Raw genomic sequence first — 26072 nt, 5'->3', positions numbered from 1 at the left:
TTCATGCAGGATTTGGTATTTACTTTTTTATGCACTAAATATACAAAATAATCCGTTTATAATGCCTTAATGAAATCATCATATTTTAATTTATATGGTGTGTTTGAAATAAAAAAAATTCATGCATTTTTGATTTTTCTGATATTTGCTGGGCATACCATAATATATTAAAATTATAATAATGATCGCTGGTGATATGTATGAAAAAAATATAACCCGTATTTTTTTCCCTGCACTATTTTTCCTGTCTTTATTTGTGGTTTTGGTTTCAGGGAGTATTGTTGAACCTGAACTATATACAGACAACCCAAACTGCTGTGATTTGGGGTTTTGCGGTAGTTCTTTTAAAACAGAGACTCCCCCGTGGGACAGGGAATATTCTCTTGGCGGAGGGATGATAAATATTTCAATGATAAATTCGACTCATTTTAACTTTATTTCTACAGTTCCGATAAAGGCTTTAATTGTAAAAGGCGGACCTAATTCCACTGTGTATATCTATGGCAGTACTGTTTTATCAGATACAGTTTTAGGCACTCCTTTTAATCCCAACTCCAAAAAGTTTTGTGACATAAGTCATCTGGAAATATGCTATCTTAACTCAGCACCTGTTCCGGAATTTCCATCTCCGATATTTCCGGTATTCATCATTTCAGGATTTGTTGCCATCGCAGGTATTTGTTCATATATGACGGACAAAAAGAACCTTAAAAAATAAATTTTTTGTTTTATATCTTAACATAAGAAAGATTTTTGATAAATTTAATTTAAAAGAATAGTAAAATCCAGGATTTTTGATTGCGTTCCTTCTTTTGCTTTCTCAATATATCCAATCATTTCTTCGATAATTTCATCATTACTCCTTGGCTTGTCACCTGCCAGAATATTATCGAGGAGTTTGTTTTGAAATATTTTATGCTGAAGTCTTGCTTCTTTATATCCGACTACTGCTACAAATGAATTACATTTTTTGTCAAATGTTATGGAGAGGACATTGTCGACATTTAGATAACTTTCCTCAAGAGATTTTATCCAGACCATTAGTTAAGATTATTATCTCACTATAATAAGAGATTTTTGATTTATTTTAACTGATGATGGCGGGTTTTTAATTAAAACAAATATATGGCAATCTTTTTTGAGAGTCGGTTTTGTCAGTTAAAAAAATGAATGTTGGATCTGTTTTTATAGAATTAAAAACAGGATAGGTTATTATGCCGGCTAAGGAAAATTCAGAAAAAAGGGCTGAAGAGAATATACGGCTGGCATTTTTTCTGAATTTAATATTTACAATAATTGAGTTTATCGGTGGTTTTTACACTGGAAGTCTTGCAATTATTGCAGATGCTGTGCATGATATGGGCGACTCTTTCTCTCTTGGGCTTTCCTGGATATTTGAGCACATTGCAAAAGAGGGGAGGACTGAAAGATACTCGTATGGCTTAAAACGCCTTTCTCTTTTATCGGCATTAATTAATGCTGTTGTTTTGATAATTGGTTCTGTTTTTATTTTATCACAGGCAATTCCAAGATTGTTTGTACCCGGAGAGCCGAATGCCGCAGGAATGTTCATTCTTGCAATATTCGGAGTTATAATAAACGGAGCTGCTGCATACAGGGTCTACGGCGGCAAAAGCCTTAATGAAAAGCTTGTAACCTGGCACCTTCTGGAGGATTTTTTTGGATGGATGGCTGTGTTAATAGTAAGTACAATTATGTATTTCTGGAACCTGCCGGTTCTCGACCCGATTTTATCTATAATTATCACGATATTTATTTTTTATAATGTTGTCAGGAATCTCAAAGAAGTGCTGGTAATATTTCTTCAGGGCGTCCCCCGTGAGGTATCTGTGACAGAGGTTGAATCAGCTCTTAATAATATCCAGGATATAACCGATGTTCATGATATTCATATATGGTCACTGGACGGGGAACATCACATAATTACTTTGCATGTGGTAATAGACAAAAACTGCACTTTTAACGATATCAACAGAATAAAATGTTCTGTCAAAAGAACTGCCAAAAGACTTGGAATTGATCATGCGACCATTGAAATTGAAAAAGAAGGAGAATTGTGTGAAATGACTGAAGATGAAGAATATTAGGTTTTTTAAAAAGCATCAGTAATTAACAGATAGTTTTAGGAGATGTATTAAATATTATAAAGTATCATTTGGCATCTGAGTTATCTATTTCTAACAAAATGTTTGATAAAGATAACATAAATTAAAAGGGGGAATTGAAATTATGAGGTATAAAGCAGGCTTCTGGCCTGTAATCGGGGCTTTAGCCATAATTATTGTATTTGCGGGGATGCTTTTTTATGAAAGTATAATTGGGAATCATAATTTATTGTCAGTAATTTACGGACTTGGAATAATTGTATTTGTTATATCAGTAATCAAAATTTCGGATAACAAAATATCATATCTGGCAGGAACACTGCTTGGAATTTTATTCATGTTATTCGGGGCAGGATTTACTTATCTTGTAATCTCTTACAATAATTTTGATATATACAGCTTTAATTCAATATTGCCTTCATTAATCTGGATTTTAACAGGTGCTGTCATACTAATGTACTGTGGATTTAATCTGAAAAAAAACCAGGGTTTCATTATCAAAGATGAACTTTCACAAAAGATTGATTCACTCTCTTTTTCATATTCATGGTGTCTGTCGTTAGTACTTGCAATTGCTATGCTTTTTTTAATGTCTCTAAATATTCTGAATGTGGCACCTGAAATTCTGCTGGGTTTACTGATATTTTTTATGCCATTCAGCGCGGCGGTGATTCAGTTGTATATAATGAAAATGGGTAATTTCAGCTGATCTAAATTTTTTGGAGATATATATCTATGAAAACACGGATAAAAGAATTCAGAGCCAAAAATGATTTAACACAGGCTGAACTTGCCGGAATCGTCGGTGTGAGGAGGGAAACCATCGTATTTCTTGAAAAAGGAAAATATAACCCTTCATTAAAACTTGCATATGATATTTCAAAAGCACTTGAATCAGACATATATGAACTGTTTATTCTGGATGAATGAAGAGTTAAAAAAATGCTTCTTTTTTTATTTCCATTATATTTTATATAGTTATTTTTTCCGGAGCATTTCAGTGTATAAATACAATAACAGACAAAACTTTCAAAGACCCCAAAAATCATATAAATCCCGGACAAACAGATAAAAAAATATGATGATTTTTCCGGCGGAGATTTTTAAATGAGCAGAATATATGTTATCGGTCACAAAAATCCGGATACGGACTCCATATGCAGTGCTATAGGGTATGCTGCGCTTTTAAACCAGAAAAACGGTCAAGTTTACATACCTTCACGCTGCGGGGAAATAAATGACGAAACCAGATATGCACTTGATAAATTCAATACTGATATTCCGGAATTCATTGAAAATGTTGAGCCGAACATCTCAGATCTTCCTTTTATTTATTCAATAAATGCCGAAGAAGATGTGCCGTCAATTGATATCATCGCAATGATGGATGAGAATAATGTCCGTAATATTCCGATCACAAACAAGGAGGGCAAACTGACCGGGCTTATGAGTGAGCACGGTCTGGCCCAGGCATATGTAAGACGACAGAAAATCGAGCAGCTTTCAATATCTCCGATAAAACTTACCACGATTACAAGGATTCTTAATGGAAAAATACTGGTTCCGTCAAGAGATCTGCTTGAAGGCAGGGTGTACATTGCAATAGATGCACTTCATGTGACATTATCAAGGCTGACCCATAACGACGTTGCAGTTGTGGGGGACAATGAACCGGCACAGCTTGCACTGATTTCAGCCGGGATTGCGGCACTGATTATTGCAGACAGTGCACCGGTTGGTGACAGGGTAATTAAAGCAGCGACAGAGAAGGGGGTTGCCCTGATCTCAACAAATCTGGATGCCTTTGGCGTCGGAAAAATGATAAACCTCTCACTTCCGGCAAGTCACATTATGGCCAGGGATGTTCCGACCGTTAGAAAAGAGGATTCAATTGATTATGCAAAGCAGCTCGTTTCAAGTTCAAGATACCGTACTGCCTGTGTCGTTGACGGACAAAACAAATTAATCGGTATGATATCCAGGAATACATTTCTTGAAAATGTCTTAAAACAGGTCATATTGCTTGATCACAACGAATATGCACAGGCTGTGGATGGCATTGAGAAAGCTGAAATTCTCGAAATAATTGATCACCACAGACTTGGGGCAATAACTACCCTGAAACCAATTGGATTCTTAAATGAACCTGTGGGTTCGACATCAACAATTATTGCCGGAAAGTACCTTGAGGAAGGAATAAAACCGGATAAGAATATTGCAGGGATTCTTCTCTCAGGAATACTATCAGACACTCTTGTTCTAAGACTTTCAACAACCACTACAAAAGACAAAAAAATGGTGGAATATCTCTCTCCTATCGCAGAGGTTGATCCGGTGGTTTATGGAACCGAACTTATCCAGAAAGGTATGAATCTGGACGGTTACGATATTAAGACACTTCTCAAAAGAGACATAAAACAGTATGAACTCTTTGGGAAAAAAGTCACAATATCCCAGGTCATGATACCAACATTTGAATTCTCCGGGAATAATTCTGATATTATATCCAAAGAGCTTAAAAAAATAAAAAACGAAAGCAATTCAGACATCTCGGCTGCGCTTTTAACAAGTGTTGTTGAAAACGGAAGCGATGTATATATTGATGCAGGAGGTCTTTTTATTCATCAGATGAAGGGAAAAGAACAGCCTTTAAGAAAAGACGGGATGATGTCAAGGAAAAATGATTTTATACCCTGGTTTGGTAAGATAATAAAAGATCTCTGATATAAATATCTAATTTTTTTAAAAATAATCCGGAATTTTTTATCTTTCAAAGTTATAATGCCAAAAGATAATTAAAAAAATTTGAATGTGAAGAGTCTTTATCAGTCCTTTTTACTGACAAAAAGTATCATCATTCCGATAAACAGGCCGGTAAGCACTGTTACGGGCTGAACTGGTGTTTCTGCTGGAGGCTTCATGGGTGTGAGTTCAGCTGAGATGTAACTTTTCTGTCCGCCCTCCATATATATCTCAGAATTCCAGTCTTCATAACCAGCCATTTTGACAATTATTTTATGAGTGCCGGCTGATACATCCTTTAATGTCAAAGGGGTGAGTCCTGCATATGCATTGTCAAGGTATATATTTGCCCCGGAGGGACTGGAATTTACAATCAGTTCACCGCTTCCAACAGGGGGAAGCGGAGTTACAGTCGGTAATGGGGCGGGTGTCGGTATGGTAGTCAGCGGGAGTGAGAGGAAATAGATATTTCCGTCATTAGAAGCGACAGACATATGCATGCCTTCAGGTGAGAGGGAGATGCCCCTGATGTTTCCAAATGTTAAATATTTGAGAACAAACTGTCCGTTATCAGAATAGAGTCTGGCATAATTGTCATTTCCACCAAGTGCAACATATTTGCCGTATAATGATGAAGATACTCCGTTTACAGGGGTCATTATATTTGTGCCCCATATTTTTTTACCGGATTTATCAATCACATCAACTCTCCCGTCAGCAGATCCTGCAACAATTATACTTCCGTCCGGTGATATATCAACATCAAAGACCTGTTCATCGGTTTTATATGACCATAACCTGTTGCCGTCAAGATCATACAGATACACATTGAAGAGTTTTTGTCCTGCGGCGATCAGGCTTCCGTCTGAACTTATGGAAACACCATAGATGTCCCCCCCTATACTTTTCTTCCAGACAAGTTCCCCTCCTGTTTTGTACAGATACAGATTGCCGTCATTTGAGCCTGCGGCAACAAATCCTCCGTGGGCCGATACAGTGGCATCATATACAACCTCACCCATTTTCTTTGTCCAAAGGATATTACCGTCCCTGTCAAAGACATACAGTGAACCGGATTTTGTACCGACAGAGGCATACTGTGCATCATCTGATATTGAAAGGCCGCTGACAGCACCGTCAACCTGCTTTTCCCACAATAAATTTCCTGCTTTGTTCAACAGATAAACCTTTGAATTAGTTCCTCCTGCAAGCACAAAATTTCCATCCGATGATATGTCAGTATCTGCAAAATTTGTGTTCTGTGTGTATTTCCAAAGAAGTGTTGCATCCGATTGTGCAGATGCAGCTGCCGGTAAAAGTGATAATATCAGAATTATCAGCACAAAATATAAGGCAGACTTTTTTATTAACATAATATTCCTGTTCATTTTTTAGAGTCCTCCTGAAAAGAACATTAAAACAATCATACGATTTAATGCTTTTTAGAGGTGTCTGTATAAATATTCATTGTAAAATATGAACAGTCGCCTGAGTTTTTTAAAAAGTAAAAAAAGAATGTGAAAATTTTTTTTAACCTGATTAATTCATCAGATTATGATAATGACTTAATGGCTCAATTGTCACGTCTTCGTTCTTCATTGTTTCAATAGCCATTGCAGCAGCCCTTGCGGCCTGAAGTGTTGTAATATACGGGATTCCGAAATCAAGTGCCGCACGCATAATCTGCATATGATCCTGGCGTGAATATTTGCCGGACGGAGTGTTGATAATCAGGCTAACCTCACCTTTTCTCATGATGTCTATGACATTTGGTGATCCTTCCTGAACTTTGCGTACCAGTTTTGCCTGAATGTTATTTCCTGCAAGTAAATCAACTGTTCCGCTTGTTGCAATGATTGAAAGGCCAAGTTCGCAGAGTTTTCTGGCGATTGGTATGATATCCGGTTTGTTTTCATTTCCTATTGAAATAAAGACCGTTCCTTCAAGCGGAAGCTGATTGTCTGCAGCGCGACTTGCCTTGTAATATGCACGACCGAAATCATAGTCTATTCCCATGACTTCGCCGGTACTTTTCATTTCCGGACCTAAGACTGCGTCCACTCCGGGTAGTTTGTTAAATGGCAGCAGAACTTCCTTAACTGCAACGTGATTTAATGTTGGCTCTTTGTATTCCAGATCCTTTAATCTGATTCCCGTCATTGCAAGAGCGGCAATCTTTGCGAGAGGAATTCCGGTTGCCTTTGAAACAAACGGCACTGTTCTGCTTGCACGCGGGTTTGCCTCAATAACATATACAACACCGTCTTTTACAGCATACTGGATGTTAATAAGACCAACAACGCCGATTCCAAGAGCAAGTTTTTTGGTGTAATCCCTGACGGTTGAAATAATATCGTCTGATAATGACTGGGGCGGAATTACACATGCAGAATCCCCGCTGTGAACACCGGCTTCTTCAATGTGCTCCATAATTCCGCCGATTAAAACATCCTCGCCGTCACAAACAGCATCAACGTCAAGCTCCACTGCATTCTGGAGGAAAGAATCCAGAAGGACAGGGTGTTTTTTACTGACACGGACTGCTTCCTTTATGTAATTTTGAAGTTCGATGTCATCGTGGACTAGCTCCATTGCCCTTCCGCCAAGAACATATGAAGGCCTGACTAAAAGCGGGTATCCGATTTTTTTTGCGATTTCAAACGCTTCTTCTTCAGAATATGCAGAACTGTTTGCAGGTGACGGTATCATCAGTTCATCGAGAAGCTGACTGAATCTGTCACGATCCTCTGCCATATCCATTGAATCAGGGGTTGTTCCGAGAATCTTTGTGTTAAGGCCGAGTTCTTTTATCTTCTCTTCAATAGGAACGGCAAGATTTACGGAATTCTGTCCTCCGAACTGAACCATGACTCCAGCATATTCATCCTTTTTGAGGATGTTTGTAATATCCTCAAGTTTCATAGGTTCAAAGAACAGTCTGTCGGATGTATCAAAATCAGTGGAAACTGTTTCGGGATTGTTGTTTACAATATGAACTTCTGTTCCGCGTTCTCTGAGAGCCATTACAGCATGGACAGTGCAGTAATCAAATTCAATTCCCTGGCCGATACGGATAGGACCTGAGCCCAAAATAAGGACTTTTTCTTTATCGCTCCTCTCTATTTCACAGGCACTGCCTGTAGTTGAATAGAAGTAAGGTGTTTTGGCAGGGAATTCGGCAGCACAGGTGTCGACCATTTTGTAGACAGGACTTCCTGTCAGATCCTCAATTTTTTCTTCAGGGATTCCTGAAAGAGCACTGATTTCAGTTACTGTAAATCCGTATCTCTTTGCAAGAATTATATCTTCATCTGAAGGAGCGGTTTTCAGGCTTTTTTCAACACTGACAATATTTGCGATTTTATGCAAAAAGAAACTGTCAATATAGGAAAGCTTTGAAACCTCCTCAACTTCCATCCCCTGACGGAAAGCATCAAAGAGGCATCCAAAGCGTTCATCTGTCGGATGCTGCAAAAGCATCCTGATCTCTGCCTCTGATGTATGTTCCGTTACATCGGTATCAAGAGATCTCATGGCTTTCATAAAGGCCTCTTCGAGAGTCCTTCCAATTGACATTACCTCCCCTGTACTCTTCATTGCAGTTGTAAGTGTCCGGTCTGCTTTTTTGAATTTATCAAACGGCCATCTTGGAACTTTTACAACAACATAGTCTATTGCAGGTTCAAAAGATGCAGGTGTGCATCCGGTAACAGTGTTTTTGATTTCATCAAGTCTTAATCCGACTGCTATTTTTGAAGCTACACGGGCGATTGGATAACCTGTTGCTTTTGAAGCAAGTGCTGATGAGCGTGATACACGGGGGTTGACTTCAATAATTCTGTAGTCCCCGTCTTTATAGGCCATCTGAACATTGCAGCCCCCCTGAACATCCAGGGCACGGATGATTTTTATTGCCGAGGTTCTAAGACGCTGGAACTCGTCATCGCGCAATGTCAGGATAGGGGCCACTACAACACTCTCGCCGGTGTGAACACCCATTGCGTCAACATTTTCCATACCACAGATGATGATACAGGTGTCGGATGAGTCACGCATTACTTCAAATTCGATTTCCTTCCATCCGATAACACTCTCTTCTATGAGCACCTGATGGATACGTGAACGCTGAAGGCCAAGCTCAACAATCCTTTTTAGTTCATCATATGTGTTTGCAACTCCACCGCCTGCACCTCCAAGAGTGTATGCAGGTCTGATGATTGCAGGGAGACCGACTGTTTCATAAGCTTCGTCAATCTGTGCCATTGATTCAAGGATCATACTTTTTGGTACAGGTTCACCAATTTCATTCATGAGCTCCTTGAACTGCTCGCGGTCCTCACCTTTGTAGATTGCTTCAAGCGGAGTTCCAAGTATTTCCACACCCTTTAAAGCACCCATTTCAGCAAGTTCGGCAGTCAGGTTAAGACCTGTCTGACCGCCCATTCCACTGAGAATTCCGTCAGGTTTCTCTTTTTCAATTATTTTTGCAATTATATCTGCTTTTAACGGCTCGACATAGATGATGTCTGCCATATCAGGATCTGTCTGTATTGTTGCAGGATTTGAATTTACAAGTACTACTTCAATTCCTTCTTCACGAATAGATCTGCAGGCCTGCGATCCTGAAAAATCAAATTCGGCAGCCTGACCTATCTGAATTGGCCCTGAACCGATGAGAATTACTTTTTTTATGTCATTTCGTAGCGGCATTTAAGGGATCCTCCTGTACATGAAATCAAAAATAGTCTTTTCTGTGTCCCACGGACCTCCATGTGCCTCCGGGTGAAACTGAACACAGTAGACATCAAGATCTTTTGAGAAGAACCCTTCGAGTGAACCATCGTTTACATTTGAGAAGTATATTTCACAATCTTCAGGAAGAGTGTCTCCGTCAACTGCAAAACCGTGGTTCTGGGTTGTTATATATATTGAACCATCATGATGCCTGACAGGCTGATTTGATCCCCTGTGCCCGAATTTCATTTTGTATGTTTCTGCACCAAAAGCACGGCCTAATACCTGATTTCCCATACAAATTCCAAATACGGGCATCTGACCGATGAAATGCTTTGCACATTTTACTGCATCGGTTGCAAGTACAGGGTCACCGGGGCCGTTTGTTATGAAAATTGCTTCCGGTTCGCATGCTTCAATGTCAGAAGGCGAAGAGTTATGCGGGAACATATAAAGATCGGCACCGCGTTTTCTTAAGGAAACTGCAATATTTTTCTTTATGCCGAGATCAATTACCGCAATCCTTTTTCCTTTTCCGGGGATTCGGTATGGCTCTTTGCAGGAGACCTGGGACAACAGATCGGTTTCTGAGATTGGTTTTACTTTTTTTGCACATTCAACGGCATATTCTCCGTTGTCATCGCCTGTAATCAGGGCAGCACGAAGTGTACCGTTTACTCTTGTATCAATTGTAAGTTTTCTTGTATCAACACCGGAAATTCCAAAAAGATTGTTTTCCTCAAAAAAAGAACTCAATGACCTGTTTGACGAAGGCCGCTGACATATTTCGTTAACAACACATCCGAGCGCATTAACATGCGGACTCTGGAAATTTTGTTCATCCACTCCATAATTCCCGATAAGCGGATATGTAAACATCAGAATCTGACCCGCGTAACTCGGATCAGTGAGTGCTTCCATATAACCGCCCATCTGGGTTGTAAATACAAGTTCACCGGCGGTGGTGCCTTCTGCACCAAAACCATCGCCTATAATATATTCACCGTTTTCAAGACCCAGAACTGCCTTCATTCAATAATCATTAAATGTTGGTATTTATGGCATTTAATGACTCTGGAACAGGAAATTTTTTTCATATTTATTGTATATAGTTTCAGTATTCAAACCGCAGGTTGCTGGGCAGAATCTATTTTGTTTTATAAATCAGTCTAAAGGATATATTGCAAATTCCAAATACTAATAATGACAATAAACCTGTATGAGTAGTATAGTAACTGTTGAAGTAATCGGATTTAGTGATTCAGCCTGCGGACCATTTCCCTGTGACGGGGATCGCACATGTGAACTTGAAAAGTGTGCCCCTTCAGAAAACCTTGTCAAAGCTTTTAATGCACTAAATGATCGTTTAAATCATCTCTATAAAGGAAAAGTGGAGACAAAGCTTACACTTCTTGATGATGGTTTGCCGGAATACGTTGCAGAAATAATTGAAAAGAACCAGCCTCCCCTTCCTATAATTCTTGTAAACAACCATCTTACACCTATCGGCAGAATCTCACTGCCTCAGATCAGGGAAGAGATTGACAAAGAAATATAGATATTTGATTTAATTATTCAAACACACATTTTTTAAAATAAATTTTTCTTTTCGATGCAGGGCATTAAATTAATCTAAAAAATTCAGGTGGATATCTCTATTTTTAGTCTTAATCACGCTATAAATTTTTTATTAACATTTTCAAAAATTTTCATTTTTCTTTATTTTTCTTTTCAGATATGCCTGAATTTATCAGGCCGGCTGAGATATATATGTGTATGAAGACTGTAATCAAAAAAGGGCCCCATAAATATGTGTGAATTTTGAAAGAAACAGATTTTCCAAGTATTCCAAGCGTTAAGGGTTTTGATGATTCCCGAATGTGTGATTCCAAATCCTCTCCAAAACATGACTGTTTAATCCCATTTATAACTATAATTCCATATATGCAGGGTTTTAAAAAACAGGAGAGAGGATTATTAATTGAGGATAACTGATAAAAGAGTTATTTATATTCAAAAATGCTGGCGAAAACAGCCTCAATAAATATTTATGATAAGTATGTATGATGAAAAAAATATTATTGCAGTAGATCTCGGGGCAACAAATCTCCGGGTCGCATTATTTGGCGGGAGAAAATTAAAGAAGATAATCAAATCAAAAACTCCCGATACCGGCAATATCGGGATAGTTGTAACCGACAGGATAATTGATCTTATTTATGAATTAATTCGACCAAAAGAAGTTCAAAAAATATTGTCCATCGGAGTTTCTTCGGCAGGACCTCTTGATATTTCAAAAGGTCTTGTTGTAAATTCACCCAATATGAAATATGAATATATTGATATTGTGCAGCCCTTAAAAGATGAATTCCAAAAAGATGTTTATCTGATAAATGACTGTCGTGCAGGTGTTTTGGGAGAAATATATGCAGGAAGTGGTCAAAAATGCGAAAATTTGGTATATATTACCATATCAACAGGTATTGGCGGGGGAGCCTATGCGAACGGAAATCTCATTCTTGGAAGGGATGGAAATGCAGGGGAGATTGGTCATTTTTGTGTAGACACTTCCTATAACCTGCCATGCCTGTGCAAAGGAAAGGGACACTGGGAGGCATATTCTTCGGGTGCAAACATTCCACGATTTTTCAGGGCATTTTGTAATCAAAAAGGCTATCCTTTTGACGAGGAAAAATGCCAAAGCGCTGAAAATATTTTTGGAAATGCAAAACAGGGAGAGAAAGAATATGTATTATTTCTTGATGAACTCGGGAAAATAAATGCGAGAGGTATATCAAATGTTGTTCTGGCATATTCTCCTGAAAAAATTATTCTTGACGGCAGTGTTGCATTATCAAACAGGGATGAGATATTAACAGGTATTAAAAAACATTATGATTCATATCTTAAAATGCCAAAAATTGAGTTCAGCAGTCTAAACGGACTTTCACCATTATATGGTGCGGCATATTATTCTTTTCAAAAGGTCTGTATAAAAGACGAAAGCATCTGAATTATTTTATATTATACAGTTGGGGACTCCCCGAAATTGGTTTGTGTGATTTTGATGTAGTCATTATTTCAGGGTTATTTTTAATCCATATCCAATCGGACAAAATTCCTGATGATTCAAAACATATTTTAGTGTCAAAGGCATAGGACACATTAAGATGGAGGGTTTTTGGGGGAGATGCCTGAGATTACTTATATAGATGTTATATCAGCAGCAATAGTCACAGGAACTATTTTTTTAATATTTGGATTCATAGTTGCACTTATAACAACAATACTTGGATTATTTGCAATAGTAATTGCTCCGCTGAGCGATTATTCATATTTAAAGGCAGGATCAGATCTGGTGGGAGGACTTGTAAACATAATAATTACCTCACTTGGTCTTGGATTTGGAGGATTTGTTCTGGGTGCAACATTCTCTCTGCTTTATAATTTCACTGCAGAAATTTTCGGGGGCATATATGTTGATCTTGTGGAATATGAATATCTCCCGGAAAAAGAAGAAACTGAAGAAACCCCCATTGGATATGAATAGGATTTGTTCTTTTATTTTTTCGGAATATAATTATACAAAAAAGGGATATTCTAATTATTTTGAGAGATAATGATAGGGATAGCTTATGTCAGAATGTAAAACAGTTCAGGATATGATTCGCCTTATGGCATCAAAAATAGAGGATATGGCTGATTCTCTCTCTGATGAACAGGTTCAGAAATTTATTGACGAAATACTAAATGCAGAGCGTATCTATGTGATGGGTGCGGGAAGATCAGGTCTTGTCGCAAAGGCTTTTGCAATGAGACTTATGCACCTGGGTTTACGTTCTTATGTCATCGGAGAAACCATTACGCCGGCAATGAAAGAGGGCGACATCGTAGTTGCTTTTTCAGGCTCGGGAGAGACAAAAACAATTGCAGAACTCTGTGAAACCGCAAAGTCAATAGGCGGCAGAATATGCCTTGTATCTTCCAAAACAGATTCTAGGATTGGAAGAATTGCCAACTGTGTGGTTGTAATCGAAAGTCACCGCGACAAAGTAAAGGATGAGTCGGAAGAATATGAAATTCGCCAGATGATGGGCGAGCATAAATCATTTGCACCTTTGGGAACACTCTTTGAAACAGCATCAATGGTATTTAGCGATTCCATTATTTCCGCAATTATGGAAATTACCGAATGTGAAGAGTGTGATCTTAAAGGAAGACATGCAAACATCGAATAATGGAGATATTATAATGGACAGAAATGTCTATTCCGAAAGGGTGCTTGGAATTGAAATGTCCGGCATCAGAAAATTTTTTCAGAAAGCAAAGCCGGATTCGATAAATTTAGGTATCGGACAGCCGGATTTCCCTACACCACTACATATAAAGCAGGCAGGAATCAGAGCCATTGAAGATAACCTTACAGGCTACACCTTCAACAGTGGAGTTCCTGAACTAAGGCAGGCTTTAAGTAACAAGTTTAAAAATGAAAATGGTCTAAATTACACACCTGATCAGATTATTGTTACAGCGGGTGCAGGCGAGGCTTTGCATATTGCGATGCAGACTCTTGTAGACAACGGCGATCGTGTATTATATCAGGATCCGGGGTTTGTTTCATACAGGGAATGTGCGGTTCTTGCCGGCGGAAAGCCTGAGGGAATTAAACTTGATGAAACACTTCATATTGATGTTGAAGCTTGTAAAGAGCAGATGGACGGAGCAAAAGTCCTTGTTTTAAACTCTCCCGGAAATCCTACAGGTGCCGTTGAGAGTGAGGAAACCATAAAAGCAATTTCAGAATATGCTGAAGATATGGGAGTTTCAATAATTTCTGATGAAGTGTATGAACATTTTGTATATGACAAAAGTCACTATTCTGCGGCTAATTATTCAGATGATGTATTGACAATAAATGCTGCAAGCAAAACATTTTCAATGACAGGATGGAGAATAGGATTTATCGGAGGGCCTGAAGACTGTATTGAACAGTGTCTTAAAGTTCACCAGTATTGTCAGACCTGTGCAACATCAATATCACAATATGCAGCTATTGCAGCTTACACCGGCAGTATGGACTGTGTCATGGAAATGCGAAACGAATATGCAAAAAGAAGGGAATTACTGTATAACGGACTTAAAAATCTTGGATTTGAGTTTCCAAAACCAGAAGGTGCCTTTTACATGTTTGTTCCGATGTCTGGTGAAATCTTTGCAAAAATAATTGATGCAGGAGTTGTTGCAATTCCCGGAGATGCATTTGGAAACAATGCAAAAGATTATGTCAGATTCAGTTACGCAGCTTCTGAAGACAACATAAATGAAGCTTTAAAGAGAATTGAAAGCGCAATTTAGGAAGGATAATTATGGTAAAAGAATTACTTAAAGAACTCTCTGATGCTCATGGTCTTTCGAGCTATGAGGGAAATATCAGAGATATTATAAGAAAAGAACTTGAAGGCCACGTTGATGACATCTACGAAGACAAGATGGGAAACCTGATTGCTGTCAAAAAAGGTGACGATTTTAAGTTCATGATTGCATCCCATATGGATGAAATCGGATTTATGGTCCAGTATATTGATGAGAAGGGCTTTATCAAATTCGTCCCAATCGGAGGATGGTTTAACCCGACAGTATATACCCAGAGAGTCATTGTACACGGTAAAAAAGGCGATGTTATCGGAGTAATCGGTGCAAAACCTCCTCATGTTATGACCCCTGAAGATCGTAAAAAGGAGATCAAAATCGAAGATATGTTCATTGATGTCGGAGCAACATCAGAGGAACAGTTAAAAGAGATGGGAATTGAAATCGGCACTCCGATTACGATTGATCGTGAATTAATGGAACTTGCAAATGATCGTGTTACCGGAAAAGCACTTGATAACCGTGTTGGTGTTGCAGTATTAATTGAAACACTTAAGCAGGCAAAATCCCCTCACACAATCTACGGTGTGTTTACAGTACAGGAAGAACTGGGCCTTAAAGGTGCAAAGGTCAGCGCTTTTGCAATTGAACCTGACTGTGCAATCGCAACCGATGTGACAATCCCAGGCGATCATCCGGGAATTACTAAGAAGGAAGCGACAGTTGAGATGGGTAAAGGTCCTGTACTTGTTCTGGTCAGTGCTGCCGGAAGAGGCCTGATGGCAGACTGGAAACTTTCAGACTGGCTTAGAGATGTCGGAGACAAAAACGAAATTCCATACCAGCTTGAGGTAGGAGAAGGCGGAAACACGGATGCAACAATCATTCACCTTGTAAGAGACGGAATTCCAAGCATTCCTTTCTCAATTGCATCAAGGTATATTCACTCCCCTGTCGAAGTGGTTGACTTAAAAGATGTTGAAAACGGAATTAAGCTCCTTGTGGAAGCATTAAAAACAAAGCCTGATTTCAGCAAAAACTAATAAAATCCATAATTTTTATTTTTTATACATAATTCACGTAATTTTTCCAGGATAATTCTCCTAATCAAAAATATAAAATAATTAACAGTCATATAAGCATATCTATGAAAAAATTATTATTCATTATTCTGGCAGTTTTTCTTGTTTCAATGACATTTTTTGCAGGATGTACCGGTAGTGATTCAGGAAGTGCAACACCTGAGAGTACACCGGATACGGCAAAGACAGTAACACCCACTCCTTTTAGTGAGCCTACACAGAGTGTGCAGATGGTTCCGGGTTCTGTAGAACAGCCTGAGGCAAAGTACAAGGTTGATGTTCAGGTAAACAAGGACGGCATTTATGGTACCATTACTGCAATTTTCAGAGGTGGACTTGGGCAGAATTTTGTAAACAATATAGTTGTTGATGTTTACTACCCTGACGGAAACCATGAAAGCAAAGAGTTAAGCGCAACTAATGTCGGGAATCAGGTTGAATTTGAAGGGAATCCAAAATCTCAGGAAAGAGTTAAAGTTACTGTAACTTTTGACGGCAATATCGGAACATATGTTATATACGACAGTCTTGTTCCTGAAAAGCTCTAAATTTTTATTTTTTACCAAACTTTTTTTAATTTTAATCGCTTAAGCAGTCTTAAATTATTTGAAAACAATTTGTATATACAGAATTTTTTATCTGTTTATCATTAAAGGAGAATAAAATAATGGGTAAAGGAAAAGTCGTTTTGGCATTTTCAGGCGGTCTTGACACTTCAATTTGTGTTCCGCTTTTAAAAGAGCATTATGGATACGATGAAGTCATTACAGTCGCAGTAGATGTGGGGCAGCCTCCTGAAGATATTCAGAAAGCTACGGAAAAAGGAGAACTGATTGGAGACAAGCACTATACAATCGATATTAAAGATCGCTTTGTTGAAGAACAGCTTTTCCCGTCAATAAAGGCAAATGGTTCATACGAGGGATACCCGATGGGAACCGCTCTTGCAAGACCTTTAATTGCAGAAGAGATCTCAAAAATAGCAAAAGCAGAGGGTGCAAATACCGTTGCCCACGGATGTACCGGTAAAGGAAATGATCAGCTTCGCTTTGACTTTATCTTCAGAAAAGAAGGTCTGGAGATTATTGCACCAATGCGTGAGATGAATCTTACACGCGAATGGGAGATGGATTATGCTGAACAGCACAATATTCCTGTTCCTGTTGTAAAAGACAAACCATATTCAATTGATGAAAACTGCTGGAGCAGAAGCATTGAAGGCGGTGTTTTGGAAAATCCATCTACACATCCGACAAATGATATCTATGCATGGACTGTTTCCGCACAGGATGCACCTGACACTCCTGAAGAAATTACCCTTGAATTTGAGAAGGGTATCCCTGTGGCAATTAACGGGAACAGGATGAAAGGCATTGATTTAATAATGGAACTGAATAAAATTGCCGGCAGAAACGGAGTGGGCAGAAATGATATGATTGAGGACCGTATTCTTGGTCTTAAAGCCCGTGAAATTTACGAGCACCCTGCAGCCACAGTTCTTTTAAAAGCACATGCTGATCTTGAGCGCCTTGTTTTAAGCCGTCAGGAACTTGCATTCAAGAATATTGTCGATGACAAATGGTCTGAACTGGGTTACATGGGACTTATTCATGAACCTCTCTTTGCAGCACTCTCTGCATTTGTTGACAAAACACAGGAGAGAGTTTCCGGAAATGTAGATCTGATATTATACAAGGGAAGCGTCACTGTTGCAGGCAGAGATTCACCAAACAGTCTTTACTCTGACGATCTCGTATCCTTTGAAAGCACAACAATTGATCAGAATGATGCAGTTGGATTCTCCGCATATTACGGATTCCAGGCAAGACTTTTAAAATAAAAAATATTTTTAGATTAATTTTTTTAAAGAACTTTATTTCCTGCAACACTCCCGGGTGTGCATTCAAAAACTTCAGTGCTGTTTAAAACAATAAGTGATTTGGCAGGAAACTGAGGTTTTGTTTCTTTAACCTGTTTGTACATCTCTTCATACTCGGAGCCTTCGGTTTTTATTTCCACATTTCCTTTTACCTGAAGGCAGCGTTTTGTTTCAGGGTTCCAGAAATAAAGAGCAACATTAGGATTTTCTTTCAGATTCTGAAGGGTTTTTACCATGAAATTGTCACAGATCCAGAATGTTTCATCGTCATCCTTTAGCCAGACGGATGCCATTGGTGCCACATTGGGGATGCCTTTTGATGATGCAGTAGCCATCGGGACTGCATGCAGTATTTCCATATTCTTTAAGAATACTTCTTTCATTTCATCAGTTAATTTTACCATTTTTTTCTGTTTCTCCTGTTTAATTATCAGCCGGCTGCTGCGGCTGGTTAATAGTAAAACCTGATCTATAAAGTATTTTTGATAACCGGTTTAATTTAAAAAAGATTAACTATTGAAATATTTTACATATTCATCAGGTACTTCATCGTAGCTTCCAATGATTGCCTGATTTAATTCTCTGAGGTTGTGGACAATCTGTTGAGTATTTTTCATCTGTATGTTCAGATTTAGAATCAGATTTTCTTTTTCTATCGAGTCATTTTTAATTTGTTCTATTAAATTGAATAAGTTAAGACGAACCATTTCGGCAGGGTTTTTGAGCCTCATTGCAGCTTCAGAGATGTATCGAATCATTATTTTAAAAACCTCTTTTTCAAAGGTTATATCACTTGCAATGATGGATGCACTTTTTATTTCGCCGGACTTGTCTTTCACAGGCGACATAGTAAAAACAACATTTATCTTTTTGCCTGATTTTGTTATCCTTTCGGTTTCCATACTTCTTATTGTCTTACCGCTTCTAATTTTTTCAATCTCGGCTTTTATTTCATATTTTTTTTCTTCAGGAATGAGTATGTCTATATTTTTTCCTGATATTTCATCAGAGGTGTATCCGTATATTCTTTGAGCACCCGGATTCCAGCTTATAACATCTCCTTCCAGGGATATCCCGATAATTGCATCATTTGATGAGAGGACAATATTTGTAAAATATTCTTTTTCAAAATCAGATTCGATTTGTTTTGAAACATCTCTTGCAATGAAGACTGCATAGCCGGTTTCATTGATATTAAATGATGAAATGGAGAAATCGATACAGATCTCCTGATTGTTAATGTTTAGCCTCTCTTTTCTAAAAAAACCGGTAGAATCATCAGGAATATTTTCCACATAATTTGAATATTCCCTGATTATGTTTTTTAGATTTTCATCTTTTAGAAGTATCAGAATATTTTTACCTTTGGTCTGATGAAAACTTTGCCCGAATAGTGATTCTGAAGCTTTATTCCAGAATACAACATTCAGGGCATCATCAATTATGACAACAGAATCCGGGATATTGTCTGCCTCAATATCTGATTCATTACAACTAATTCCGGAATAAATTTTTTTATCCATATTTTACCCCTTTTCTCTAATTTATTATTTAATCCCGTAATACTCTTTATCTCTATTATTTTTTTGCATTATCTTCTAAAATTAACATTCAGGATATTTTTGTTAAAATTTGGAATGATAATATCAATCTTCTCTAAAATAGGTCAGAAGAGGTAATAAATATAATTCATCTGCTTAATTTTTTTGTTTTACTTTGTAGAATATTCCCCTTTCTTCAGCAGATTCGACAATTTCATTATTTTCAACCAGATATCCAAGATATTTATTGATTTCATTTTGATGAAGCCCGAGAATTTTACTTAAATCATCAGGGGTGCAGGGCCGTCTTTTTATGGTTTCAAGAATCTTTTGTTTTATATCTCCGGAAAATGAGGCAATTGTATCACGGTCTGCGGGTTTACCTGTTATTTCCACATTTGAATGTAATATTTTTGAGGCAAAATTTTTTAGTTCATCGTCATCCGGGCGCCTGATCCAGTCAACAGTTCCAGGCCTGTCAAGTATGTTTACCTGAACTTTATCCGGATTTATTTTTAGAATTGCCCTGTTTAATGCTTCAATTTCTTCTTCTTTATCATTGATGCCCGGTACAAGAAATATTTCAAGCCACATTTTTCCTGAAAAATTAGTCCTGAATTTTGCAATGCCATCTATTATGGCGTCTATTTTCAGGGAGTGGTGAGGCCTGTCGATTTTAAAAAATGATTTTTCCAAAGCTGCATCAAGTGATGGAACTACAAGATCAATATCCTTACAGTCATTTAAAACGTCATTGTCTCCCAAAAGACTTCCATTGGTTAAAAGGGCCGTTTTATATTGTGGATATTTTTCTTTTAGAAAAACGGCAATTTTTCCGATACCGCTGTTTAATGTTGGTTCTCCCGAACCTGCAAAGGTGATATAATCTATTTTTGGATTTTTGCTTAAAAAATCATCCAGTTCCTTAATAACAATCTCTGCGGGAACGAATTCCTTTCTGTTGACAGTAAGACAGGTTGTTTTTCCGCATTCGCAATATATACAATTATATGAGCATATCTTCGGCGTTACTAAATCAATACCAAGAGATATACCAAGACGTCTGGACGGAACAGGTCCGAAAAGATATTTATAATCCATTTTTAAGCTTCCAAATATTGTTACAGTCATTAGGTATTTAGCTGTGTGCGTATTAGCACTAATGGAAATCGATTTAGGAGATTAAAATGAAGATCTGTATTACCTGCAAAGGCAAAACACCAAAAAGTCCTGTTGAAAAAAACTTTGGCAGAACTCCTTTTCTTGCATTATATGATGAGGAAAAAAAAGCGTTTGAATTCGTTGAAAATACTCACAAAGATGATGCAGGGGGAGTCGGCCCGAAAACAGCCCAGTTAATTGCCGATACAGGGGCATTGGTTGTTATTACCGGAATGATTGGTGACAATGCCCGTAAAGCTATTGATATTGCTGAAATTGAAACATATAAACAGAGTGCTGAAGCCTCAGTTGAAGAAACAATAGAAGCGTTTCAAAAAGGCGATCTTAAAAAATTCTGATAAGAGGCTTTTATGAAGATTGCAGTTGCAAGCGGAAAGGGAGGTACAGGAAAAACAACAGTTTCTTCAAATCTTGCACTGTGCCTTTCAAAAAAATTCAGGACGGCTCTTGTAGACTGTGATGTTGAAGAGCCGAACATTCATATTTTTTTTAATGGTCCGGCTGAATCAAAAAAAGTTTTCCAGAAAAAACCTTTTGCAAATCCGGAACTTTGCAGTTTCTGTAAAGAGTGTATGAATTTCTGTAAATTCGGTGCAATCAACATAATCAAAGAAAATATCTATTTCTCCTATGATCTCTGCCATTCATGCGGGGGTTGTAAAATAATCTGTCCGGAAAATGCAATTTTTGAGGAAGATATTGAAATTGGAGAAGTTTCTGTTTACTCTCCGGATAACAATCTGACAGTAATTGAAGGACGGCTTCTCCCGGGTAAACCTTCCGGGAATGATGTTATAGATACTGCAAAGCAATTGTCAGAGAATTTTGACATTGTAATATATGATTCCCCGCCCGGTTCCGCATGCCCTTTTATTGAAACAGTTCATGATTCTGATTTTTGTGTTCTGGTCACTGAGTCCACTCCTTTTGGACTTCATGATTTAAAGGCAGCGTTTGAGGTCTGCAAAAAATTAAATGTACCTGTCGGGGTTATCATCAACAGGAGTCTTGAAGATGATTCTTTGATTGAGAATTTCTGTAAAGAGGAATGTCTGGACATTTTAATGAAAATACCAAACAGTCTTGAAATTGCAAGGATTCAAAATAACGGAGAACTTTTTGTCAGGGTTATGCCCAAATGGGAGACGGATTTTTTGAATCTTTTTGAATCAATAAAGAGCAGGGGTTTTGACTGATGAAAAAAATTGCAGTTATAAGCGGTAAGGGGGGAACCGGTAAAACCACATTTACAGCAGGATTTGCAAAATATCTGGACGAAAAAAAGTTATGTTTTGTGGATTGTGACGTGGATGCCGCAAATGCAGGTATTTTGTTTAACCATGTAACTGAAGAAACCAAAGATTTTTTTGGGGGAAATATTGCAGAAATTGATCAGAATGTCTGTGTCAAATGCGGTTCATGCATGGAGAACTGCCGCTTTTCAGCAATATATTACGATAGTGAAAATGAACAATTTCAGATAAATCCTGTAAAATGCGAGGGTTGCGGGGTCTGCACCATTGTTTGTCCTTTTGATGCTGTTTCTCTTGGTTTAAGAAAAACCGGTGAGATATATATTTCTAAAACCAAAGCATTTCCACTGATTCATGCAAGCCTTGAACCAGGCTGTGGTGCAAGCGGCCTTCTTGTTAAAAGGCTTAAAAAAACAGCTGAGGAAAAATATCCGGGTTCTGAAGTTATGTTAATCGACGGTCCTCCGGGTATCGGATGTCCTTTTATTGCAACAGTCAGCGGTACGGATTATGCTGTTGTTGTTGTTGAACCGGGCCTTTCCGCACTTCATGATTTGAAGCGTGCCATCAGGGTTGCTTTAGGCTTTGGTACAAAAATTCTTGTGGTTATAAACCGTTTTGATTTAAATCCGGATATTTGCAGGCAGATTGAAAGCTTTTGCGAAAATGAAGGTATTAATGTCGCCGGCAGAGTTCCTTATGATGATACTGTTTTTAAGGCAGTACGGGAACAAAGACCTGTAACAGATTATGATTGTCCTGCCTCTAAATCACTGATTGAAAGTTATGAGAGAATAACGGATATAATTTCAAATAATCTGTAAGATACAGGAATTATCTTAATTTTTAAATTACGTTAAATTTTTAAATATATCCCACTTTATTTAATTTATGTATGGGGTTTCTACTCACTGCCTTTTTGATAAACCTCTTGAAACCGCGTTATATATTCTTTCAGATATTACCGACACTGTGGAAATTATGAATGACGGACTTCATTTTATTGATTCTCCTGAGATTCCTGAATGTTTTTCATTTGATTATTATTTCCATGCACCTTCAAGGGGAGTAAATATTGCTTCTCATCTTGAACCTATCAGGAAAGCGAGTGTTGAAGTTGTAAGGAACTGTATGTCAACTGCATCAGAAATTGATGCAGGCGGTGTTGTGGTCCATCCGGGATATTTTGGGTGGATTTCTGATAAGGATGTCGGGATATTTCAGCTTCAGAAGTCACTCATTGAACTGAAAAAAATCTCAGATGAGTATTCAGTCCCTTTTTTTATTGAAAATATGCCAAAATGGGATTATTTTTTCCTTCAGACAACTGAGGATCTCCCGCTGATTACTGATTTTATGTTTGCTCTTGATACGGGGCATGCGTTTATGAATAACTGTCTTGATGAATTTTTAAAAACTGAGATTTCCCATTTTCATCTTCATGACAATGACGGTAAATCAGATTCGCATATGGCGGTGGGTGATGGAATGATAGATTTCGCGCCGGTTATTAAGGCATTGTCAAAAAACAAAGGGTTCCCAATCATTGAAGTTGCAACTCTGGATGGTGTTAAAAGAAGTATTTCAGCCCTAAATAAACTTTAATCCACATATTTTTGATATTTTGCATATGATCTAAATCTCCGTTTTTCCAATCAGTTTTAGTTAAGATTTTATATGACTCACATCAACATTGTAGTGCACAATTCAAAGGGTGCCTCAGTGGCTTAGTGGCATAGCGCGTCCTTGGTAAGGACGAGGTCGCGAGTTCAACTCTCGCCTGAGGCTTCATTAAAATAAACATTCTTTTTTAGTGAATTATATATTGTAATCAAATTTAGTTATATACCCTCAGTTATCAAAGGAATAAATAAATTACATATTCAAAAATAATGAAAATTTTTCAGTTATGTATTTTTGTAGAATTAAAATTTGATAATTTCCTTATCAAAGTGATATATGTATAATTATTCAGAATTATTGTCTTTTTCAAATTTAAGTTCATTTTCAATTTTTTTAATTAATAAATTTATTTTTTCCTCATCTGTTGTTTTCATTAAAATACCGACAGATTCAAAGACATATTCAGCGGATTTTCCGGTAAGTTTCTTTTTTGAAAATATAATGTCAGGCTTATAATTTAACAAAAACTCTGCTGAACGTATTCCTTTTTGCTTTTCTATAGTACTTGCAGGGTTGGATAATGTTTCTTTTCTGATGAATTCTGCATTTTTCATGTTAAAATCCAGAATTGCAAAATATGGTGCTTCGCCAAAATGAAGACTGATTTTTCCTTCAATGTTTTCAAGAGGTACAGCATAGCGTATGTGCAGTCTCTCTTTTGGTTCAAAGTGTATGATAACCCTTTCAACATTGGGCACCAAGTCACGAATTTCTGATTCAATCCTTTCATTTGCAATATGTGCTTTTAACAGGTTTGTTTTTTTCATGTTTACATTGGCTTCGACAAATATGTATCTCCCGGAATTCCGGGCAGTAAGGTCTTTGACATCTATCACCATCGGATCGGATAATATTGCGGATTTTATCAGATCACTGGTTTTGTGATCAATTGATGCATCAAGAAGGGTTTTCATGCTGTCTTTTAATATCCCCCAACCTGAATAAACAATAAATCCTGCAACTATTATTGTTGCAATGTTATCCACAGGAATTCCAAAGTACTGGGCAAAGAGTGAAAAAAATACTACCATTGTGGAGAAAACATCCACCTTGTGTTGTTTTCCGTCTGCAATTAATCCCGGAGAATTGTATTTTTTCCCCATTCTGACTTCATATGTGCCAAGGAAATATGGGACAGATACGAGTATAGCAACTGCAATAAGTAACCATCCGTCGAATATCATGTCTGTGCTTTTCCCTGATACAGCTTCATTCAGGATTTCCCAGGCTGTTAAAAAGACAAGGAAAGCAATAATTAACGATACAATATTCTCAATTTTATAAAGACCATACGGGAAATCCCTGCTTTTAAGACCTGAAAGCCAGATCCCGACAATTAATGCCACAGATGCAATAATGTCAATGAAAGAGTGAATTGCATCTGCCTGTAGAGCGAGACTTCCTGATATCCATGCAAGATAGAGTTTGACAATTACAAGCAGGGTGTTGACAATGAGTGAGTACCATGCCACCTTTCTGACCATGGATTCCTCTTTTTTTCTCAGGGGAATATTATTATCAACTTTTTTTTCCTGCATAAGAACTCCTATTTTTTAGTTCCCTGCAATTTATACAGGCATCGTGAAAATAATTCTGTTTCAATATAAAATGTTTTTGTCATATCCGCATTATTGGTTTGCAGACAAAATCATTTAATAAAATTGTCTTTAATCCTGATATGCGGATATTTTATGAGGTATTTATTCTGAATCTGTTATCTTGTTCCTTTTGTCCTTTTGATGAAAAAGATATTGTTTTTTAAGAATTTATTATGGTATACAAAAATAGCAAATATCGGTGAAACCTCAGAACAGAAAGTGATACATTGCCGTATACATTTAATAAAATGGATATTCATATCTCCTCCTCTAAGAGCTGCTTGTTCTCCATTAACCAACGCTTCGCCTTATCCATTTTCGGAGTCTGTGCCCGGATGATATTCCAGAACTCCAGTGTATGATTTCCCACAATCAGATGAGCTCATGGATGACAACATAATCAATAACAAACATAGGTGCCTTAATCAGGCGTCAGTTAATATTCAGGTTGTCCTTTGGAGTGCAGTTTATTGATTTAATGTACTTTTTAGCTCCGATTACCGGAATTATAAACGGTAATTCATTATTCCGGCCTGCTAATTCTTCAGAGGTAGATTATTCCGGGGAGGCTTTCATCTTTGAAGATGAAAATGCTGAAACTGTTGGCGCCGCTCAGTTTAATTGTTCTTCTCCGGAAGAATGCCTGAATGTATCACTATCTATGGTTGATAATTCAGAGCTTATGGAGATTTATGATGCTGACTACATTCCGGATTATCAGAATAACAGGTACTACTGTAGATTAAAGTGTAATTACCAGTCTGGAGAGGTTGCGTATCTGATTTTTACTGATGAAGATATTGTTCTGTATTATCAGGATGAATTAGTGAAGGGAAGGTTTGATAATTGGTTTGAGGATGTTGCTATGCATGTTGCCTGAAA

The 26072-nt window shown here is 37.6% G+C and carries 27 protein-coding genes and 1 tRNA gene; 20 read left to right on the top strand and 8 right to left on the bottom strand.

Annotation, left to right across the window (positions count from 1 at the left end):
- The first annotated feature begins 196 nt into the window (after positions 1–196).
- Positions 197–718, top strand: coding sequence for a hypothetical protein (locus F1737_RS05325; protein ID WP_317137738.1), 522 nt, complete (start codon positions 197–199; stop codon positions 716–718).
- Positions 719–762: 44 nt separating this feature from the next.
- Here the strand turns inward: F1737_RS05325 and F1737_RS05320 are convergent, their stop codons facing one another.
- Positions 763–1041 (bottom strand): hypothetical protein, encoded by a 279-nt coding sequence (locus tag F1737_RS05320; protein ID WP_317137737.1) that lies wholly within the window; start codon positions 1039–1041, stop codon positions 763–765.
- A 173-nt stretch (positions 1042–1214) separates the two neighbouring features.
- On the opposite strand from F1737_RS05320, the gene F1737_RS05315 reads away from it, so the two are divergent.
- The 4 genes from F1737_RS05315 (at position 1215) to F1737_RS05300 (ending at position 4850) form a co-directional block, all read left to right on the top strand.
- Complete coding sequence (locus tag F1737_RS05315; RefSeq protein ID WP_317137736.1) at positions 1215–2108, top strand: cation diffusion facilitator family transporter; 894 nt, start codon at positions 1215–1217, stop codon at positions 2106–2108.
- Positions 2109–2250: 142 nt separating this feature from the next.
- A complete protein-coding gene (locus F1737_RS05310) occupies positions 2251–2835 on the top strand; it encodes a hypothetical protein (protein WP_317137735.1) in 585 nt (194 codons plus the stop codon).
- Positions 2836–2861: 26 nt separating this feature from the next.
- A complete protein-coding gene (locus F1737_RS05305) occupies positions 2862–3056 on the top strand; it encodes a helix-turn-helix transcriptional regulator (protein ID WP_317137734.1) in 195 nt (64 codons plus the stop codon).
- A gap of 177 nt (positions 3057–3233) precedes the next feature.
- Complete coding sequence (locus tag F1737_RS05300) at positions 3234–4850, top strand: putative manganese-dependent inorganic diphosphatase (RefSeq protein WP_317137733.1); 1617 nt, start codon at positions 3234–3236, stop codon at positions 4848–4850.
- A 101-nt stretch (positions 4851–4951) separates the two neighbouring features.
- Here F1737_RS05300 and F1737_RS05295 read toward each other — a convergent pair whose 3' ends face one another.
- From F1737_RS05295 to carA, 3 genes are all read right to left on the bottom strand, one after another.
- A complete protein-coding gene (locus tag F1737_RS05295; protein ID WP_317137732.1) occupies positions 4952–6256 on the bottom strand; it encodes a DUF5711 family protein in 1305 nt (434 codons plus the stop codon).
- A 151-nt stretch (positions 6257–6407) separates the two neighbouring features.
- Positions 6408–9578, bottom strand: coding sequence for a carbamoyl-phosphate synthase large subunit (gene carB / locus F1737_RS05290; protein WP_317137731.1), 3171 nt, complete (start codon positions 9576–9578; stop codon positions 6408–6410).
- Positions 9579–10634 (bottom strand): glutamine-hydrolyzing carbamoyl-phosphate synthase small subunit, encoded by a 1056-nt coding sequence (gene carA / locus F1737_RS05285; protein WP_317137730.1) that lies wholly within the window; start codon positions 10632–10634, stop codon positions 9579–9581.
- A 187-nt stretch (positions 10635–10821) separates the two neighbouring features.
- Here carA and F1737_RS05280 point away from each other — a divergent pair, with 187 nt between their 5' ends.
- The 9 genes from F1737_RS05280 to F1737_RS05240 all read left to right on the top strand — a co-directional run bounded on the left by F1737_RS05280 (position 10822) and on the right by F1737_RS05240 (position 17894).
- A complete protein-coding gene (locus tag F1737_RS05280) occupies positions 10822–11160 on the top strand; it encodes a hypothetical protein (protein ID WP_317137729.1) in 339 nt (112 codons plus the stop codon).
- A gap of 263 nt (positions 11161–11423) precedes the next feature.
- A complete protein-coding gene (locus F1737_RS05275) occupies positions 11424–11597 on the top strand; it encodes a hypothetical protein (protein WP_317137728.1) in 174 nt (57 codons plus the stop codon).
- A gap of 64 nt (positions 11598–11661) precedes the next feature.
- Entirely contained in the window at positions 11662–12615 is a 954-nt protein-coding gene (locus F1737_RS05270; RefSeq protein ID WP_317137727.1) for an ROK family protein, read from the top strand.
- A gap of 177 nt (positions 12616–12792) precedes the next feature.
- Positions 12793–13152 carry a hypothetical protein gene (locus tag F1737_RS05265; RefSeq protein ID WP_317137726.1) on the top strand — a complete coding sequence of 120 codons (360 nt, stop codon included), beginning with the start codon at positions 12793–12795 and terminating at the stop codon, positions 13150–13152.
- Between the two features lie 85 nt (positions 13153–13237).
- Positions 13238–13840: a 6-phospho-3-hexuloisomerase gene (gene hxlB / locus F1737_RS05260; RefSeq protein ID WP_317137725.1), complete on the top strand. Its 603-nt coding sequence runs from the start codon at positions 13238–13240 to the stop codon at positions 13838–13840.
- 13 nt (positions 13841–13853) lie between these two features.
- Positions 13854–14957, top strand: a complete 1104-nt coding sequence (locus F1737_RS05255; protein WP_317137724.1) for a pyridoxal phosphate-dependent aminotransferase — start codon at positions 13854–13856, stop codon at positions 14955–14957.
- An 11-nt stretch (positions 14958–14968) separates the two neighbouring features.
- Positions 14969–16015, top strand: coding sequence for a M42 family metallopeptidase (locus F1737_RS05250; RefSeq protein ID WP_317137723.1), 1047 nt, complete (start codon positions 14969–14971; stop codon positions 16013–16015).
- Between the two features lie 104 nt (positions 16016–16119).
- Positions 16120–16602 (top strand): hypothetical protein, encoded by a 483-nt coding sequence (locus tag F1737_RS05245; RefSeq protein ID WP_317137722.1) that lies wholly within the window; start codon positions 16120–16122, stop codon positions 16600–16602.
- A gap of 119 nt (positions 16603–16721) precedes the next feature.
- Positions 16722–17894, top strand: a complete 1173-nt coding sequence (locus F1737_RS05240) for an argininosuccinate synthase (protein ID WP_317137721.1) — start codon at positions 16722–16724, stop codon at positions 17892–17894.
- A 23-nt stretch (positions 17895–17917) separates the two neighbouring features.
- Here F1737_RS05240 and F1737_RS05235 read toward each other — a convergent pair whose 3' ends face one another.
- The 3 genes from F1737_RS05235 to F1737_RS05225 all read right to left on the bottom strand — a co-directional run bounded on the left by F1737_RS05235 (position 17918) and on the right by F1737_RS05225 (position 20605).
- Positions 17918–18337 (bottom strand): pyridoxamine 5'-phosphate oxidase family protein, encoded by a 420-nt coding sequence (locus F1737_RS05235; protein WP_317137720.1) that lies wholly within the window; start codon positions 18335–18337, stop codon positions 17918–17920.
- A 105-nt stretch (positions 18338–18442) separates the two neighbouring features.
- The gene (locus tag F1737_RS05230; RefSeq protein ID WP_317137719.1) at positions 18443–19456 is read right to left on the bottom strand and encodes a PAS domain S-box protein; all 1014 of its coding nucleotides are present in this window, start codon (positions 19454–19456) and stop codon (positions 18443–18445) included.
- A 174-nt stretch (positions 19457–19630) separates the two neighbouring features.
- On the bottom strand, positions 19631–20605 hold the full coding sequence (locus F1737_RS05225) for a radical SAM protein (RefSeq protein WP_317137718.1): 975 nt from the start codon (positions 20603–20605) through the stop codon (positions 19631–19633).
- A 56-nt stretch (positions 20606–20661) separates the two neighbouring features.
- Here F1737_RS05225 and F1737_RS05220 point away from each other — a divergent pair, with 56 nt between their 5' ends.
- The 5 genes from F1737_RS05220 (at position 20662) to F1737_RS05200 (ending at position 23697) form a co-directional block, all read left to right on the top strand.
- On the top strand, positions 20662–20994 hold the full coding sequence (locus F1737_RS05220; RefSeq protein ID WP_317137717.1) for a NifB/NifX family molybdenum-iron cluster-binding protein: 333 nt from the start codon (positions 20662–20664) through the stop codon (positions 20992–20994).
- Between the two features lie 12 nt (positions 20995–21006).
- Entirely contained in the window at positions 21007–21852 is an 846-nt protein-coding gene (locus tag F1737_RS05215) for an ATP-binding protein (protein WP_317137716.1), read from the top strand.
- On the top strand, positions 21852–22733 hold the full coding sequence (locus F1737_RS05210) for an ATP-binding protein (RefSeq protein ID WP_317137715.1): 882 nt from the start codon (positions 21852–21854) through the stop codon (positions 22731–22733). Before F1737_RS05215 ends, F1737_RS05210 begins: the two co-directional genes overlap by 1 nt.
- A gap of 67 nt (positions 22734–22800) precedes the next feature.
- Positions 22801–23514 carry a sugar phosphate isomerase/epimerase family protein gene (locus tag F1737_RS05205; RefSeq protein ID WP_317137714.1) on the top strand — a complete coding sequence of 238 codons (714 nt, stop codon included), beginning with the start codon at positions 22801–22803 and terminating at the stop codon, positions 23512–23514.
- Positions 23515–23625: 111 nt separating this feature from the next.
- Positions 23626–23697: transfer RNA gene (locus tag F1737_RS05200), tRNA-Thr, on the top strand.
- Between the two features lie 179 nt (positions 23698–23876).
- Here the strand turns inward: F1737_RS05200 and F1737_RS05195 are convergent.
- Positions 23877–25130, bottom strand: a complete 1254-nt coding sequence (locus F1737_RS05195) for a cation diffusion facilitator family transporter (RefSeq protein WP_317137713.1) — start codon at positions 25128–25130, stop codon at positions 23877–23879.
- Between the two features lie 538 nt (positions 25131–25668).
- Between F1737_RS05195 and F1737_RS05190 the strand changes: the two genes are divergently transcribed.
- Positions 25669–26070, top strand: a complete 402-nt coding sequence (locus F1737_RS05190) for a hypothetical protein (protein ID WP_317137712.1) — start codon at positions 25669–25671, stop codon at positions 26068–26070.
- The last annotated feature ends 2 nt before the right edge of the window (positions 26071–26072 follow it).

Source organism: Methanoplanus sp. FWC-SCC4, assembly GCF_032878975.1.
Classification (GTDB): domain Archaea; phylum Halobacteriota; class Methanomicrobia; order Methanomicrobiales; family Methanomicrobiaceae; genus Methanochimaera; species Methanochimaera problematica.
This window is presented reverse-complemented; position numbering and strand designations above follow the sequence as displayed.

Coding starts and splice junctions, on each gene's coding strand:
- F1737_RS05225 (WP_317137718.1), bottom strand. CDS start 20,605: ATGACTGTAACAATATTTGGAAGCTTAAAAATGGATTATAAATATCTT.
- carA (WP_317137730.1), bottom strand. CDS start 10,634: ATGAAGGCAGTTCTGGGTCTTGAAAACGGTGAATATATTATAGGCGAT.
- F1737_RS05300 (WP_317137733.1), top strand. CDS start 3,234: ATGAGCAGAATATATGTTATCGGTCACAAAAATCCGGATACGGACTCC.
- F1737_RS05270 (WP_317137727.1), top strand. CDS start 11,662: ATGTATGATGAAAAAAATATTATTGCAGTAGATCTCGGGGCAACAAAT.
- F1737_RS05265 (WP_317137726.1), top strand. CDS start 12,793: ATGCCTGAGATTACTTATATAGATGTTATATCAGCAGCAATAGTCACA.
- F1737_RS05245 (WP_317137722.1), top strand. CDS start 16,120: ATGAAAAAATTATTATTCATTATTCTGGCAGTTTTTCTTGTTTCAATG.
- F1737_RS05295 (WP_317137732.1), bottom strand. CDS start 6,256: ATGAACAGGAATATTATGTTAATAAAAAAGTCTGCCTTATATTTTGTG.
- F1737_RS05190 (WP_317137712.1), top strand. CDS start 25,669: ATGTACTTTTTAGCTCCGATTACCGGAATTATAAACGGTAATTCATTA.
- F1737_RS05325 (WP_317137738.1), top strand. CDS start 197: ATGTATGAAAAAAATATAACCCGTATTTTTTTCCCTGCACTATTTTTC.
- carB (WP_317137731.1), bottom strand. CDS start 9,578: ATGCCGCTACGAAATGACATAAAAAAAGTAATTCTCATCGGTTCAGGG.
- F1737_RS05215 (WP_317137716.1), top strand. CDS start 21,007: ATGAAGATTGCAGTTGCAAGCGGAAAGGGAGGTACAGGAAAAACAACA.
- F1737_RS05210 (WP_317137715.1), top strand. CDS start 21,852: ATGAAAAAAATTGCAGTTATAAGCGGTAAGGGGGGAACCGGTAAAACC.
- F1737_RS05240 (WP_317137721.1), top strand. CDS start 16,722: ATGGGTAAAGGAAAAGTCGTTTTGGCATTTTCAGGCGGTCTTGACACT.
- F1737_RS05195 (WP_317137713.1), bottom strand. CDS start 25,130: ATGCAGGAAAAAAAAGTTGATAATAATATTCCCCTGAGAAAAAAAGAG.
- F1737_RS05230 (WP_317137719.1), bottom strand. CDS start 19,456: ATGGATAAAAAAATTTATTCCGGAATTAGTTGTAATGAATCAGATATT.
- F1737_RS05320 (WP_317137737.1), bottom strand. CDS start 1,041: ATGGTCTGGATAAAATCTCTTGAGGAAAGTTATCTAAATGTCGACAAT.
- F1737_RS05315 (WP_317137736.1), top strand. CDS start 1,215: ATGCCGGCTAAGGAAAATTCAGAAAAAAGGGCTGAAGAGAATATACGG.
- F1737_RS05250 (WP_317137723.1), top strand. CDS start 14,969: ATGGTAAAAGAATTACTTAAAGAACTCTCTGATGCTCATGGTCTTTCG.
- F1737_RS05280 (WP_317137729.1), top strand. CDS start 10,822: ATGAGTAGTATAGTAACTGTTGAAGTAATCGGATTTAGTGATTCAGCC.
- F1737_RS05205 (WP_317137714.1), top strand. CDS start 22,801: ATGTATGGGGTTTCTACTCACTGCCTTTTTGATAAACCTCTTGAAACC.
- hxlB (WP_317137725.1), top strand. CDS start 13,238: ATGTCAGAATGTAAAACAGTTCAGGATATGATTCGCCTTATGGCATCA.
- F1737_RS05305 (WP_317137734.1), top strand. CDS start 2,862: ATGAAAACACGGATAAAAGAATTCAGAGCCAAAAATGATTTAACACAG.
- F1737_RS05310 (WP_317137735.1), top strand. CDS start 2,251: ATGAGGTATAAAGCAGGCTTCTGGCCTGTAATCGGGGCTTTAGCCATA.
- F1737_RS05255 (WP_317137724.1), top strand. CDS start 13,854: ATGGACAGAAATGTCTATTCCGAAAGGGTGCTTGGAATTGAAATGTCC.
- F1737_RS05235 (WP_317137720.1), bottom strand. CDS start 18,337: ATGGTAAAATTAACTGATGAAATGAAAGAAGTATTCTTAAAGAATATG.
- F1737_RS05220 (WP_317137717.1), top strand. CDS start 20,662: ATGAAGATCTGTATTACCTGCAAAGGCAAAACACCAAAAAGTCCTGTT.